Source organism: Streptomyces sp. NPDC049813, assembly GCF_044465085.1.
Lineage (GTDB): Bacteria > Actinomycetota > Actinomycetes > Streptomycetales > Streptomycetaceae > Streptomyces.
Genome location: NZ_JBITLI010000017.1, coordinates 69,774 through 83,246 on the forward strand (window position 1 = coordinate 69,774; position 13,473 = coordinate 83,246).

General features: G+C 74.4%; 12 protein-coding genes. 4 read left to right on the plus strand and 8 right to left on the minus strand.

Annotation, left to right across the window (positions count from 1 at the left end; genetic code table 11):
• Position 1 precedes the first annotated feature (1 nt).
• The gene (locus tag ACIBW6_RS29040) at positions 2-1,456 is read left to right on the plus strand and encodes a SulP family inorganic anion transporter (RefSeq protein ID WP_399064698.1); all 1,455 of its coding nucleotides are present in this window, start codon (positions 2-4) and stop codon (positions 1,454-1,456) included.
• A 51-nt stretch (positions 1,457-1,507) separates the two neighbouring features.
• Here ACIBW6_RS29040 and ACIBW6_RS29045 read toward each other — a convergent pair whose 3' ends face one another.
• The 7 genes from ACIBW6_RS29045 to ACIBW6_RS29075 form a co-directional block, all read right to left on the minus strand.
• Positions 1,508-2,830, minus strand: coding sequence for a lipase family protein (locus ACIBW6_RS29045; RefSeq protein WP_399064700.1), 1,323 nt, complete (start codon positions 2,828-2,830; stop codon positions 1,508-1,510).
• A 202-nt stretch (positions 2,831-3,032) separates the two neighbouring features.
• Positions 3,033-3,800, minus strand: a complete 768-nt coding sequence (locus ACIBW6_RS29050) for an NPP1 family protein (RefSeq protein WP_399064701.1) — start codon at positions 3,798-3,800, stop codon at positions 3,033-3,035.
• Between the two features lie 133 nt (positions 3,801-3,933).
• Entirely contained in the window at positions 3,934-5,085 is a 1,152-nt protein-coding gene (locus ACIBW6_RS29055; protein ID WP_399064703.1) for a S1 family peptidase, read from the minus strand.
• A gap of 174 nt (positions 5,086-5,259) precedes the next feature.
• Positions 5,260-5,739, minus strand: a complete 480-nt coding sequence (locus tag ACIBW6_RS29060) for an HIT family protein (protein WP_399064705.1) — start codon at positions 5,737-5,739, stop codon at positions 5,260-5,262.
• Positions 5,740-5,819: 80 nt separating this feature from the next.
• Complete coding sequence (locus ACIBW6_RS29065; RefSeq protein WP_399064707.1) at positions 5,820-6,665, minus strand: Cof-type HAD-IIB family hydrolase; 846 nt, start codon at positions 6,663-6,665, stop codon at positions 5,820-5,822.
• A gap of 56 nt (positions 6,666-6,721) precedes the next feature.
• A complete protein-coding gene (locus ACIBW6_RS29070) occupies positions 6,722-8,257 on the minus strand; it encodes an MFS transporter (RefSeq protein ID WP_399064709.1) in 1,536 nt (511 codons plus the stop codon).
• A gap of 63 nt (positions 8,258-8,320) precedes the next feature.
• Positions 8,321-8,908 (minus strand): GNAT family N-acetyltransferase, encoded by a 588-nt coding sequence (locus ACIBW6_RS29075; RefSeq protein WP_399064711.1) that lies wholly within the window; start codon positions 8,906-8,908, stop codon positions 8,321-8,323.
• Positions 8,909-9,112: 204 nt separating this feature from the next.
• Here ACIBW6_RS29075 and ACIBW6_RS29080 point away from each other — a divergent pair, with 204 nt between their 5' ends.
• The 3 genes from ACIBW6_RS29080 to ACIBW6_RS29090 all read left to right on the plus strand — a co-directional run bounded on the left by ACIBW6_RS29080 (position 9,113) and on the right by ACIBW6_RS29090 (position 12,085).
• On the plus strand, positions 9,113-9,274 hold the full coding sequence (locus ACIBW6_RS29080) for a hypothetical protein (protein ID WP_399064713.1): 162 nt from the start codon (positions 9,113-9,115) through the stop codon (positions 9,272-9,274).
• A gap of 163 nt (positions 9,275-9,437) precedes the next feature.
• On the plus strand, positions 9,438-10,313 hold the full coding sequence (locus ACIBW6_RS29085) for an SGNH/GDSL hydrolase family protein (RefSeq protein ID WP_399064715.1): 876 nt from the start codon (positions 9,438-9,440) through the stop codon (positions 10,311-10,313).
• Between the two features lie 146 nt (positions 10,314-10,459).
• Entirely contained in the window at positions 10,460-12,085 is a 1,626-nt protein-coding gene (locus ACIBW6_RS29090) for a penicillin-binding transpeptidase domain-containing protein (protein ID WP_399064717.1), read from the plus strand.
• Between the two features lie 26 nt (positions 12,086-12,111).
• Here the strand turns inward: ACIBW6_RS29090 and ACIBW6_RS29095 are convergent, their stop codons facing one another.
• Entirely contained in the window at positions 12,112-13,233 is a 1,122-nt protein-coding gene (locus ACIBW6_RS29095) for a glycoside hydrolase family 88 protein (RefSeq protein ID WP_399064719.1), read from the minus strand.
• Between the last annotated feature and the right edge of the window lie 240 nt (positions 13,234-13,473).

Here is a 13,473-nt window from a genome sequence, read left to right on the forward strand (position 1 = left end):
CATGACCCTCTCCCCCCACCTCAAAGCGGACTTCACCGCCTCCCTCGTCGTCTTCCTCGTCGCGCTCCCGCTCTGCGTGGGCGTGGCCGTCGCCTCCGGAGTGCCCGCCGAACTCGGCCTGGTCACCGGCATCGTCGGCGGCATCGTCACCGGACTCATGCGCGGCAGCAGCCTCCAGGTCTCCGGCCCCGCCGCCGGCCTGACCGTGCTGGTGTACGAGGCCGTGGACGAGTTCGGCCTGCCGGTGCTCGGCGTCGTCGTCCTGGCGACGGGGCTGTTGCAGATCGGCATGGGCGCCCTGAAAGTGGGCCGCTACTTCCGGGCCATCTCCGTCTCGGTCGTCGAAGGGATGCTGGCGGGCATCGGGCTCGTCCTCATCGCCGGCCAGTTGTACGCCGCCCTCGCCGCCGAGGCGCCGGAGTCGGGGCTCGGCAAGATAGCCGGACTGCCCTGGGCGCTGGCCGACGCGGTGGGCAGTGCCACCGCGCTCGCCTCGCTGGCGCTGGGCGCGGGAACCGTCGCCGTCCTCGTGCTGTGGAAGCGGCTGCCGGCCCGCGTGCGGACCGTACCCGGGCCGCTGGCCGCGGTCGGCCTCGCGACCGCCGTCGCGGTCCTGGTCGACGCCCCGGTGGCGACCGTCGAGGTCAACGGACTGCTCGGCTCGGTCCAGCCTCCGTCCCTCGACGCGTTCGGCGAGCTGGCGGGCCTCGGCCTGCTGGGCACCGTCGTCGCGTTCACGCTCATCGCGTCCGCCGAGTCCCTGTTCAGCGCGGCCGCCGTGGACCGGATGCACGACGGGCCCCGCACCGCGTACGACAAGGAGTTGGTGGCCCAGGGCACGGGCAACGCGGTGTGCGGTCTGCTCGGCGCGCTGCCGATGACGGCCGTGATCGTGCGCAGCTCGGCCAATGTGCAGGCCGGGGCGCGCACGAAGGCCTCGCGCGTCCTGCACGGGGTCTGGCTCCTGCTGTTCGCCGCGCTGCTCCCGGGCGTCCTCGCCCACATCCCGATTCCGGCGCTCGCGGGTGTCCTGGTGCACGCCGGGGCCAAGCTCATCCCGGTGCGTTCCCTCGTGAGCCTGTGGCGCGAGCACCGCGGTGAGGCGTTGATCCTGATCGTCACGGCGGTGTCGATCGTCGCGGTCAGCATGTTCGAGGGCGTGCTGATCGGCGTCGCGCTGTCCGTCGTGAAGACGGCGTGGGACGCCTCGCAGGTGAAGCTGGAGGTCATAGACAAGGGGGCCGGGCCGGTGCAGGCGTACCTGTCGGGCAACGCCACGTTCCTGCGGCTGCCGAAGATGCTCGACAGCCTGGAGGCCCTGCCGCAGGACCGCCCCGTCGAACTGCACCTGTCGGGCCTGCACCATCTCGACCACGCGTGCAGGACGGCGCTGGAGAGCTGGGCGGAGCGGCACAGCTCCGCCGAGACGGAGCCGGTGAAGGTCACCACGCACTGACCCGGCCGGGCCCGAACTGCGCTCACCACATGGGCAGTTCGGGCCCGAGCGTCACGGCTGGCCGGGCAGGGAGGCGCAGTTCGACGCGGCGGGCTTCCCGTCCAGCCGGTCGGTGAGCCAGCCGATGGCGCTGCCCTGATCGGTCAGCAGCGGCGCGAAGTGGTTGAGCAGCGCGCGCCCCACGCCGGGCAGGCGCACCGGCTTGTACGTGACCTGCGCGCCGCGTCCGCACCAGTCGACGGCCAACTGGCGTGCCTGGCCGTGCGGGACGAGGTTGTCGCTGACACCGGTCGCCACCCGCACCGGGCCGGCCGGCGTGGCCCTGCCGATCCGCTGTTCGGCGAGGAAGTCCTGGAGGCGCGGCTCGGCCCGGATGATCTCGGAGAGGGTCGCGCCGTCGCTGGTCCAGGCGGAGCTGCGCACCGAGTTGTACGCGAGGATGCTGTCGCCCACGCACATCGTCGACAGGTCCTTCAGCGCGGCCTGCCCCTTGGCGTTCAGATGGGCGTCGGCGATCGGCCGCAGCTCGGGGTCGGACTGGAGGAACCCGTTGAGGGACCAGCCGAGCGCGCCCGCGAGGTCCGTGCCGTCGATGCCCTGCACCGTCGCGGTCAGGTCGGCCGGCGGCGCTCCCGCGTAGGTACCGGCGAGAGTGACGTCGGGGGCGTAGGCCGGCTGGAGTTCGGCGGCGGCGGCGGTGGCGCCGCCGCCCTGGCTGTAGCCGAAGAGGCCGACGCGCGAGGCGGCGGTCACGGTCGCGGCGGGCAGGGACCGGGCGGCGCGGACGGCGTCGAGCACGGCGTGCGCGCCGTCGAGCCGGTTGACATAGGTGTGCAGGCGGTCGGTGGTGCCCAGGCCGACGTAGTCGGTGACGACGACCGCGACGCCCCGGGCGAGCAGCCGGTAGATCGACAGGTCCTCGTACCCGACCGACACCGTCTGTCCGTTGAGGCTCAGCGGGTGCTCCAGGCCGAGGGAGGCCGCGCACTGGTCGCCCTGGCCCATGGTGCCGGGGGCGACGGCGACCAGCGGCCGGGCGCCGTCGCCGCGCCAGGCGGCCCAGGGCTCGATGTAGGCACCGGTGACCGCGGCGGGGGCGCCGGTCGAGTCGGTCGTGCGGTACATGATGCGGGTCGCCCTGCCGGGCAGCGGGCCGTGCAGCGTGGGCAGGCTCAGCGCGAGCCGCAGCGGCTCGCTGCGGACCAGCGCACCGTTGGCGTCGGGCAGTTGGGCGGGCGGGTTGTAGAAGGCGGGGATGGTGACGCCGCGCGAGACCTCGTTCGCCGACGCGGTCGCGGCGGCGGGCAGGGCCTGGGCGCCGAGGCAGGCGGCGGTGACGACGGCGGCGGCCAGCAGGCGGGGGGTTGCGGGCATGGCGGACCTCCTGGGTGCAGGCGGAGCGGGACTCCGTACCTGGCGGCGGACGGCCGGGAACGAGCAGGCCGGGCGACGCGCGTGAGCGGCCGTCACACCGACCACACGCGTCGCGGGGACGCTATCGACCCAGCCGTTACCGCGGGTAGCACCCAGGAGGTTACGGTTCAGTAACTTACTTCCGGGTAAAGCTGCCTGGCCGTCACGCGTTGACGTCGAAGGGGATGCCCGAGGGCAGTGCGGCGGCGAGGTGGGAGGCGAAACTCGCGTCCTTCAGGCCGAAGTTGGCGCTGCCGAAGTCGTAGGAGCTGAGCTTGGACCGCAGCCCGGCCGGATAGCCGTCCCAGCCGACCAGGGCCGGGAACTGCCAGGTGCCGCGGTGGTTCTCCGGCGGCTCGTCCCCGGCGGTCGCCGGGCGGAAGCAGTGGGTCCCGATGCCGTCCTTGTGGTAGACGACCTTGGGGTGGGTGCCGTCCCAGCGGATCTGGTCCCGCGGGTACACGGAGAAGCCGCCGTGCGCCGAGGTGGCGACGTACCGGGCCTGGCCGTCGTGGATCCAGACGACCACGTGCTCCCAGTCGTTGCGGTGGCCGCCGAGCCCGCTGCCGGCCACCGCCTGGTCCTTCTCGAAGTACAGGCCGTACAGGACGGCGCACCAGCCGTTGTTGCACTTGGCGCGGGAGTAGCCGTTGGTGTTGGCGAGGTCCGAGGCGTCGCGGCACTGGCCGTTGAGCGCGCCGCTCGGCTTGAGCCCGCCGTTGACGGTGCCGTCCGCGCCGATGGCGGGCGTCGGGTAGCAGCCGTCGGTGTCGTAGTCGTAGGCGGGCTGGTACGTCTGCTCCGTCGCGTCGGCGCTCGCGGGCAGGGCGCCGGGCGGGGCGGCGAGCGCGGCGCCGGCGAAGCCGATCACGAGGGCGAGGGCGCCGCCGGTGGCCAGGGCGGCTCTGCGGATGGTCCGGGTGGGATTCACTTCGGTCTCCTGCGTCACTGTGGGGGCATGACAGTGATGTCATGCCCCCGACAGCTTTGGGCGACCCCTCCGGGCAACGCGCCTGAACAGGGGGCGAATTGACGGGGTGCGCAGGAGGTCCCGGCCTACGGGATCAGGCGGTGTGCAGGGTCAGGCCGTAGCGGCCCAGGATCTCGTTGATGGGCTGGTACCAGGTCTCGCCGCCGCTGGAGCAGTTGCCCCAGCCGCCCGAGGTGACGCCCTGGGCCTGGTCGCCGCTGATGAACGAGCCGCCGGAGTCGCCGGGTTCGGCGCACACGCTCGTCTTGGTCATCTGATGGACCGCGCCCTGGCTGTAGTTGACGGTCTCGTTCTTGGCGAGGACGGTCCCGCAGTGCCAGTGGGAGGTGGAACCCGAGCGGCAGATGGACGCGCCCACGGGAGCCTCGGCCGAGCCGCGCACGAGCTGGTCGGAGACGGTGCCCCAGCCCAGGACGACCGGCACCGTCCACCAGCCGCTGCCGACGTTGACCCACGCGTAGTCGTTGTCCGGGAACGAGGAGCCCTGGAAGTTGCCGACGTAGGAGCCGTCCCAGCCGCTGACGCCCTGGCCCGCGCCGCCGCAGTGGCCGGCGGTGACGAAGCCGCCCTGGACGGAGAAGCCGATGGAGCAGCGGACATTGCCGGTGTAGTAGGGGTCGCCGCCGACCGTGCCCGCGGCGAAGGTGGTCGGCGCGTGCCGCGTGGCGTGCACGGCGAGCGGGCCCGCCTTGGCCGCGCGGGCCAGGAAGGCCTTGACATCGTTGTCGGACTCCTGGTCGGCGAGCACCTCGACCACGACCCGGTTGCTCTTCCAGTCGACGCGCCAACTGCTCACCCCGCGCGGGGCGTCGAGCGCGTCGATGCGCTTCTTGGCCGCGTCGAGCTGGGCGGCGCTGCGGCCGACGACCTCGACCCGCGCGCCGGTCGCCCGGACCTTCGCGGCCTTGGCGCGGTCGGCGACGGCGACGGTCAGCTCCTGGTCGCCGGTGAGCCAGGACCCGGCGTAGGCCGGCCCGGCGGCCCGGCGCGCCTGCTTCTCGGTGGCCGCCGCCTGCTTCTCCGCGGCCAGGCGCGCCTCGGCCTGGGCGGCGGTGAGGCCGAAGTCGCGCTGCATGGCGGCGAGGACGCCGTTGGAGGCGGCGGCACGCCCGGTGTGCGGGGTGTCCGCGCCGGCCGCCTGGGCCGGAAGGAAGCCGGCGGTGGCGCAGGCGCCGGAGACCAGCAGCGCGGTCAGCGCGGCACGGACGGGTCTGTTACGTCGCATGGATTCTGCCCTTCGTCGTTCCCGTGTGTGGGGGTGGAACAGGGTGGAACCAGGGATCGGACACGGACCTGGGAGCGCTCCCCCGGTGTGTCGCTGGGGAGCCTAGCGAGGGATCATGAACAGGTCCATGCCAATGGAGGGACGGGCTCCGCGGCGGGTCACGGTTTCGGCCGTTCACAGTCGGGCGGCCACGGCCCGGGCCACCGCGTCGGCCTCGTCCGCGCTCAGCCGCTCCGGCTCCGGATCGCGCAGGAACGCGAAGACGCCGGGCCCGCGCCGGTCGGCGGGCAGGTCCGCCGGGCACGGCACCAGGTGGAAGTGGACGTGCGCGAACCCCTCGGCCTCGGCGAACTGCACCACGTACGTCTTGGCGCACCCGGTCACCGCACGCAGCGCCCGCGCGACCCGGACCTGCCAGGGCCCGAGGGCGGCGGCCTCCGCGTCGGTGAGCTCGTGGACCGCTGTGACGTGGCGCCGGGGCAGCAGGACGAGCCAGCCCGGGAGCGAGGTGCCGATGGCGTGGGCGAGCCGCCAGTGTTGGTCGGAGGCGATGTGTTCGCGGGGTGGCAGCTCGGTGAACCGGGCTTCGTTGGCGCAGGCGTAGCAGTCGGGGGCGGGGCGGTCGGCGCGGGGCGGGGTGCTGTCGGAGGTCATGCCCCCCACGATCCGCCGGAACGGGCCGCGCGCGGGGCCCGTTCCGACGAAAGGCGGGGTCCGGTGCGTGCCCCGTCGGATCAGGTCTGCGCCGGAAGGTCCAGGACGGCGCGGATCGTGCGGACGACGCCGTCCTCGGTGTTCGCGGGGGCCAGGTGGCGGGCGCGGCGGCGTACCTCGGGGTGGGCGCCGGCCATGGCGTACGACCAGTCGGCGGCGTCCAGCATCTGCAGGTCGTTGAGGTAGTCGCCGAAGACCATGGTCTGCGCCGCGGTGATGCCGAGCGCGCGCTGGAGGCCGCGCACGGCCCGGCCCTTGTCGGCCGTCGGCGCCATCACGTCGACCCAGTGCTCGCTGGAGACGACGACCTGATGCGAGTCGACGAGGGAGGCGAGCGCCGGGGCCGTGGTCTCCTCGGCGCGGCCGAAGTCGAAGAGGGCGACCTTGAGCACCTCGTCGTCGACGGCCGTGGCGTCCTCGACGATCCGGTGCCGGTGGTAGTACGTGCGGACCTCCGCCATGAAGGCCTCGTCGGACCGCTCCACGTACGCGGACCGCTTGCCGCAGACGACGGCGCCCGCGTCCACCCCCTCCTCCCCCAGCCGGCGCACCGTCTTGACGAGCCAGGCGGCGACGGCGGGGTCCAGCGGGTCGGAGCTGAGTTCGGCGCCGCCCCGGACGACGTACGTGCCGTTCTCGGCGATGTAGACCATGCCGCCGTCGTCCACGGCGGCGAACTGGTCGGCGAGGGTGGCGTACTGGCGGCCGCTGGCCGGGCAGAAGACGATGCCGCGCCGGTTCAGCTCGGCGAGCAGCGGCCAGAACGTGTCGGGGACGCGCCCGTCGGCGTCCAGCAGGGTGCCATCCATGTCGCTGACGACGAGACGGATGTCGGGGCGGTGGTCAGGCTGGTGGTGCGTGGTCACGATCGTTCCTCGGTACGGGGCCTTCCATCGTAGGGAACGTGCCGCGGGGGCCGAGGTCAGGCCGGGTCCGCGGCGGGGACCGGCGTCCGCGCGGCCGACCGCTCGGCCCGGCGCAGCAGCGTCGCCGCGACGAGTCCCCCGGCCAGCACCGCCGCCGCGCCGACAAGTTGTCCGGTCTCCAGCGCCGAGCCGAACGCCCGCGTGACCGTGGAGCGCTCGGCGGCCGAGTCCGCCGCGGCCAGGGCCGCCGGGAGCGAGGCCGCGGTCACCGGGACCAGGGCGGAGAAGCGGGCGCTGAGCACCGCGCCGAGGACGGCGACCCCCAGGCCGCTGCCGAACTCGGTGACGGTGCCCTCGATACCGGCTCCCGCGCCCGCCTTCTCCCGGGGCATCGCGCCGAGGACGGCGACGGCCATCGCCGGGTTGGCGAAGGCGCAGCCCACCCCCATCAGGACGAGCCCGGCGAGCAGCCCGCCGTACCCGTCCACGACGCGTCCGGCGACGGCGACCGCCGCAAGACCGCAGGCCAGCAGCGTCATGCCGAGCGCCACCGCGCCCGGGATGCCGAGCCGGGCGCTGAACCGGGCCGAGACGCCGGTGAAGTTGAGCAGGACCACGGTCAGGGCGAACGGCGCGGTGCGCAGCCCCGCCTCCAACGGCCCGTACCCGAGCACGAACTGCAGTTGCTGCGTCAGCAGGAACAGGGCGCCGCCGCTGCCGAACGTGATGAGCAGCGCCCCGAACACGGCCCCGGTGAAGGTCCGGTTGCGGAAGAAGCTCATGTCCAGCATGGGGTGCGGGAAGCGGCGCTCCCAGACGACGAAGCCGCTCAGGGCGCAGGCGCCGACGACCGCGCCCAGCAGGACGTGGGCGGAGGTCCACCCGTGCTCGGGCCCGGAGACGACCGCGTAGACGAGCGCGGTCATGGCGACCGTCGAGAGGACGGCGCCCAGCAGGTCGGGCCGCTGCCCGGCCTCGGCCCGGCTCTCCGGGACGAGGGCGGCGACGGCGACGAGGCCGAGGACGACGACGGGCAGGTTGACGAGGAAGAGGGCGCCCCACCAGAAGTGGTCGAGGAGGACGCCGCCGACGAGTGGGCCCGCGGCGAAGCCGAGGGCGTTGACCGCGGCCCAGATGCCGATGGCGCGGACCCGCTCGTCCTCGTCGAAGACCTGCACGGCGACGGCGAGCGTGGTGGTGAGCAGCAGGGCGCCGCCGATGCCCATGCCGGCCCGGGCGGCGGTCAACTGGCCCGCGCTCTGCGCGAGTCCGGCGGCCAGCGACCCGGCGCCGAACAGGGCGAGCCCGGTCAGCAGCAGCCGCTTGCGGCCGTACCGGTCGGCGGCGGCGCCCGCCGTGAGCAGCAGCCCGGCCTGCACGAGGACGTAGGCGTTGATGATCCACTGGATCTCGGCCGTGGTGGCGCCGAGGTCGTCGGTGAGGGTCGGGACGGCGACGTTCAGGATCGTGTTGTCGAGGATGACGACGAGCTGCGAAAGGCAGATCACGCCCAGGATCAGCCAGCGGCGCGGGTCCCGGGCCCCGGCGGGCGGCGCGAGGGCGGGCTGCTCGGCGGCGGGCGTCGCCGTCATGCGGGCTCCTTCGAGGCAGGCGCGGGGTGGCGTCGGGCACACCCCACAGTAAGTTAGGTAACCCTAACCCGATAGGGGTGCCCCGGTGGTACCGGCCTCCAGCGCGCGGTGCATGACGTGCAGTCCGACCCGGCCGTGGCGCGGGTGGTCGAAGGCGTCCGGCACGGTGCCGAGGACGGTGAAGCCGAGCGAACTCCACAGGCCCACCGCCGGGTTGGTCTCCACCACCGCGTTGAACACCATCGCGCGGTAGCCGTCCGCGCGGGCCTCGGCGAGGACGTGCTCGGCCAGGGCGCGGCCGTACCCGCGGCCGCCGTACGCCGGGTCCACCATGAACCCGGCGTTGGCGACGGCCGCCGCGGGCCCGCCGTAATTGGCCTTGATGTAGGCGCTGGCGACGACCGTCTCCGCACTGTCCGTGGCGTCTGTGCCGCCCGTGCCGTCTGTGCCGCCTGTGGCGTCCGTGGCGTCCGTGGCGTGCACGTCGTCCGTCACGACGAAGACCCGCCGGCCCGGCCCGGTCCACAGCGCACGGGCCTCGGGCTCGGAGGTGCGCGGGTCCCAGGTGTACGTCTCCCCGGCGCGGACGATCCGCTGCCAGAACGGCCAGATCCGCTCCCAGTCGCCGGCCCGGGCATCTCTGATCTTCATGCCGCCGAGTCTGGCACGGGGCCCCGCGGGCCCGGGGCGGCGCGGCCCGCGGACCGGGGCTCCGCACCCGCGCGCAGCCGCCCGTCCCACCCCCCGGCCGCGCGCGGCTCGTCCCCGCCGCGTAGGGTCCCCCTTTGTCCCGAACCACCAGGTGGCACGGTGTCCCCGCGGCACCGGCGCCACGAAGAGCAGGAGCCTCGTACCGTGCCCGCACCGTCCACCGCCCCGGCGCCCATCTACGACCGTCTCGTCGACGAGCAGGGCGACGTCCTCGCCGACGTACGCGAAGCGGCCCGGCGCACCGAGCGCACCGCGCAGGACGTCCTCGACTTCGCGCTCCCCGAGGGCTCCACCGGCACGAACTGAGCGCCTGCGCCGGCTCCGCGGTCCCGTGCTTCCCAGGTCACGACTGCGTGCACGCCTATTGACTCGTTTTCGAACTCGTCGGTAGCTTCAACTGTCAGCGCTGAAATCCCCTGTCTCACACGGAACTTGGCCTTGCGCCGAGCAGGTTTCGAAGGAGCAACAGATGGTGACGCGCGCGTTCAGGAAGCACCTCGCGGCCCTTGCCGTGACCACGGCGGTGGCGGGCCTCGGCCTGACCGTCCCGGCCCAGGCGGCCCCGGGGCCCCTCCCCTATGTTGCGCTCGGCGACAGCTACAGCGCCGCGTCCGGCGTCCTCCCGCTCGATCCGTCCGCCAGCCTGCTGTGCGCCCGCTCCACGGCCAACTACCCGCACGTGCTGGCGCAGCGGCTCGGCGCCACCCTGAAGGACGTCACGTGCGGCGGCGCGCAGACCAAGGACTTCGCCGCGGCGCAGTACCCCGGCGTCGCCCCGCAGCTGGACGCGCTCTCCGCCGACACCGGCCTGGTCACGATGACGATCGGCGGCAACGACAACAGCACGTTCATCAACACGATCCTGGCCTGCGCGACGGCCGGGATCGCCTCGGCCGGGCAGGGGCATCCGTGCGCGTCCCTGTACGGGGACAAGTTCACCGACGAGATCGACAGCAAGACGTACCCGGCGGTGAAGGCCGCGCTCCAGGCGACCCGGAACAAGGCGCCGGGGGCCCGCGTCGCGATCCTCGGCTACCCGTGGATCATGCCGCCCACGGCCAAGGCCGGCTGCTTCCTGAAGATGCCGATCGCCTCCGGTGACGTCCCCTACGTGCGCTCCATCCAGACCCGCCTGAACAGCGCGGTGCAACGGGCCGCCGCGGAGACCGGGGCGACCTACGTCGACCTGTCCCGGGCGTCCGAGGGGCACGACGCGTGCCAGTCGGCCGGCGCCCGCTGGGTGGAGCCGGCGCTGTTCGGCACGAACTTCGTGCCGGTGCACCCGAACGCGCGCGGCGAGGCGGCGATGGCCGACCTCACGGCCGACGCGCTCGGGCTCGGCTGACCGCGACGGCGCGCTGCTCCGGGGAGAGCCCCGGACCAGCGCGCCGCCGGCCGTCCCGCCTGAACGGCGCATTCCGACAGGGAGCAGTGCTCTCGCCCGCCCTACTGTGAGGCGTCGGGGTCGACGAGTGGCAGGGCGGAGGCGCGGTGGGCGGCGAGCGCGGGAGACGGCGGCTGTGGAGCGCGGTCGCTCTCGCGCTCGCCCTGGCCGGCACGGGGGCGGGTCTTGGCGGCTGCTCCGGCGGCGAGCGGGCTCCGCGGACCGGGCCGGTCTCGGCAGCGGAGGCCCGCTCCGCGGCCGACGGCTTCCTCCACGCCTGGTCGGCCGGGGACCTGGACGCGGCGGCGCGGCGCACGGACGACGCCCACGCGGCCGGTGCCGCGCTGCGGGAGTACCGGCGCGGCGCGCACCTCGCCGCGCGGGACCTGCGCGCGGGCACACCGGCGGGAGCGCGGGTGCCGTTCTCGGTCCGCGCCGAGTTCGCCTACGAGGGCGCCCGCGCACCCCTCACCTATAGGTCCGAGCTGACCGTGGTGCGCGGGGCCGGCGACGGGCAGCCCGTCGTGCGGTGGCGGCCCCAGGTCCTGCACCCCGGGCTCGGTGCGGGGACGCGGCTGGTCGCACGGCGGGCCGGGGCCGCGCCGGTGCGCGCCGACGACCGGACGGGCGAGCCGCTGGACGTCCGCGCGCTGCCCTCGCTCGCCTCCGTCCTGGACGGCCTGCGGCGCACGTACGGGCGGAGCGCGGGCGGCCGGCCGGGCGTCGAGCTGCGTCTCGTGCCGCCGGCGGCGGCCGGGGAGCACGCGCGGCCGTCCGGCGACGGCGCGCTGCTGTCCCTGCCGGCGGGCGCGCCCGGGCGGCTGCGGACCACGCTCGACAGACGGGTGCAGGAGGTGGCCGAGCGCGAGGTCGCGCGGCGCACCGACGCCTCGCTCGTCGTGCTCCGGCCGTCGACCGGCGAGGTCCTGGCGGTCGCGGGCTCCGGTCCTGACGGTTCCCGCACGGCGCTCGAGGGCCGGCTCGCGCCCGGCTCGACGATGAAGATGATCACGGGGTCGCTGCTCCTGGAGAAGAAGCTGGCGGCTCCGGACCGGCCGCACCCGTGCCCGAGGACCGCCTCGTACGGCGGCTGGCAGTTCCACAACGTCGACGACTTCGCCATCAGCGGCGGCACGTTCCGGGCGAGTTTCGCGGCGTCGTGCAACACGGCCTTCGTGACGCAGGCGGGCCGGCTGGCGGACGGGGACCTCGCCCGCCAGGCCCGGGACGTCTTCGGCATCGGCGCGCACTGGTCGGTGGGCGTGCCCGCGTTCGCCGGGGAGGTGCCGGTGGAGCACGCCGCGTCGAAGGCGGCGGCGCTGATCGGGCAGGCCGGGGTGCGGATGAATCCGCTGACCATGGCGTCGGTGGTCGCGACGGCCCGCACGGGGCGGTTCCGGCAGCCGTACCTCGTCGCGCCCGCCGTGCGGCACCGGGACCTCGCCGCGCCGCGGCGGGCGCTGGACCCCGCCGCCCACGCCCAGCTGCGGGACCTGCTGCACACCACGGCCGCCTCCGGCTCGGCGGCGGGGGCCATGGCGGGGCTGCGCGGGGACATCGGGGCGAAGACCGGCTCCGCGGAGGTCACCGGCCAGAAGGAGCCCAACGGCTGGTTCGCGGCCTGGCACGGCGACCTCGCCGCGGCCGCCGTGATGCTGCGCGGCGGCCGCGGCGGGGAGTCCTCGGGCCCGCTCGTGGCCGCCGTCCTGAAGGCGGCCGGCACGCCGCGGTGACCGGCCCGCCCGCGGGGGCCCGGCGGTCACGCGAGTGCGGCGAGCTCCGTGCCGGCCAGCAGGAAGCCGCCCACGCCGAAGTCGGCCGTGCTGTCGTAGGTGACCGGCTGGCTGGACTCGGGCCGGTCGCCGACCTTCTGGACGTAGCCGAGGAACCCGTCGGGGTGCACGGCCGTGGTGACCAGGCCGCGCCACGCCCGGGCGGCGACCGGCAGCAGCGCGGCCCGGCCGACGAGTCCGGCGCGCAGCGCGTACGCGGTGCCGTACAGCAGGAAGCTGGTGCCGCTCGTCTCGGGGCCGGGCAGGTGGGTGGGGTCGGCGAGGTTCACGTTCCAGAACCCGTCGGGGCGCTGGACGGCGGCGGCCGCCGTGACCAGGCGGGTCAGCGCGGCGCGGTACTCGGGGACGTCGGGGTGGGAGGCGGGCAGCGCCTTGAGGGTCTTGGTGTGGCCGCCCGCGACCCAGCCGTTGCCCCGCGACCACAGGACCGGCTTCCCGGAGGGAGCGACGATGCCGCCGGGCAGGAAGCGTTTGTCGCGGTACCAGAGGCCGGTCGTCTCGTCGTAGAGGCCCGGGCCGCCCTCGGCGTGCTTGGTGTGGGTGTAGAGGCGGTGCATCTTCTGCGCGTAGGCGGGATCGGCGCGCAGGACGCCGAGCCGGGCGAACGGCGGCATCGCCATGTGCAGGGCGTCGTCCCACCACCAGTCGTCGTTCTTGTCGGGCTGGTCGGTGTAGGTCATGCGGTGCAGGTCGGCTTCGAGCGCGGTGAGTTTGGCCGCCTCGGGCTCGGCCGCGTACAGGTCGAGGTAGGCCTGGGCGGCGCACTGGTTGTCGGCGTGGCGGGTGGTGACGCCGCCGTTGAGGGCGTAGTCGTGGCGCTCCGCCCAGGTGCGCGCGTAGGCGAGGTAACGGGCGTCCCCAGTCAGGCGGTGCAGGGCGAGCAGGCCGCTGAAGAAGGTGGCGTTGGCCCACAGGTTGTCACCGGGATCGCCATGGGCGCCGATCCAGTGGTAGGCGACGCGGCGCAGCACCGCGACGATCTCGCCCCGGCTCGGCAGCGCCGCCGGACGCGGGGCGGCGAGGGCGGCCGGGGCGACGCCGAGCGCTCCCCCCGCCGCCGCGGCCGTCAGGAAAGTACGTCGCTTCATCGACATATGGGCTCCCGATCCTGGTGCGGGTCAACTCGGCTCGGAGACGAGGAAGTTCAGGTCCATGAACAACCCGCCCCCATATGAACCCCGGCACCAGCAGTAAAGAACCCGGACATGCGCACGTCAAGGCCGCATCGGCCTGCTCGTATGCTCGGGGGCAGGTACGACGGATCGATCTTGGAGTGACAGGTGACCCAGGTGGCACGACGGCCGAGCCGGGCCGGGACGTGGGACCGT

Coding starts and splice junctions, on each gene's coding strand:
- ACIBW6_RS29040 (WP_399064698.1), top strand. CDS start 2: ATGACCCTCTCCCCCCACCTCAAAGCGGACTTCACCGCCTCCCTCGTC.
- ACIBW6_RS29045 (WP_399064700.1), bottom strand. CDS start 2,830: ATGCCCGCAACCCCCCGCCTGCTGGCCGCCGCCGTCGTCACCGCCGCC.
- ACIBW6_RS29055 (WP_399064703.1), bottom strand. CDS start 5,085: ATGCGACGTAACAGACCCGTCCGTGCCGCGCTGACCGCGCTGCTGGTC.
- ACIBW6_RS29060 (WP_399064705.1), bottom strand. CDS start 5,739: ATGACCTCCGACAGCACCCCGCCCCGCGCCGACCGCCCCGCCCCCGAC.
- ACIBW6_RS29070 (WP_399064709.1), bottom strand. CDS start 8,257: ATGACGGCGACGCCCGCCGCCGAGCAGCCCGCCCTCGCGCCGCCCGCC.
- ACIBW6_RS29075 (WP_399064711.1), bottom strand. CDS start 8,908: ATGAAGATCAGAGATGCCCGGGCCGGCGACTGGGAGCGGATCTGGCCG.
- ACIBW6_RS29085 (WP_399064715.1), top strand. CDS start 9,438: ATGGTGACGCGCGCGTTCAGGAAGCACCTCGCGGCCCTTGCCGTGACC.
- ACIBW6_RS29095 (WP_399064719.1), bottom strand. CDS start 13,233: ATGAAGCGACGTACTTTCCTGACGGCCGCGGCGGCGGGGGGAGCGCTC.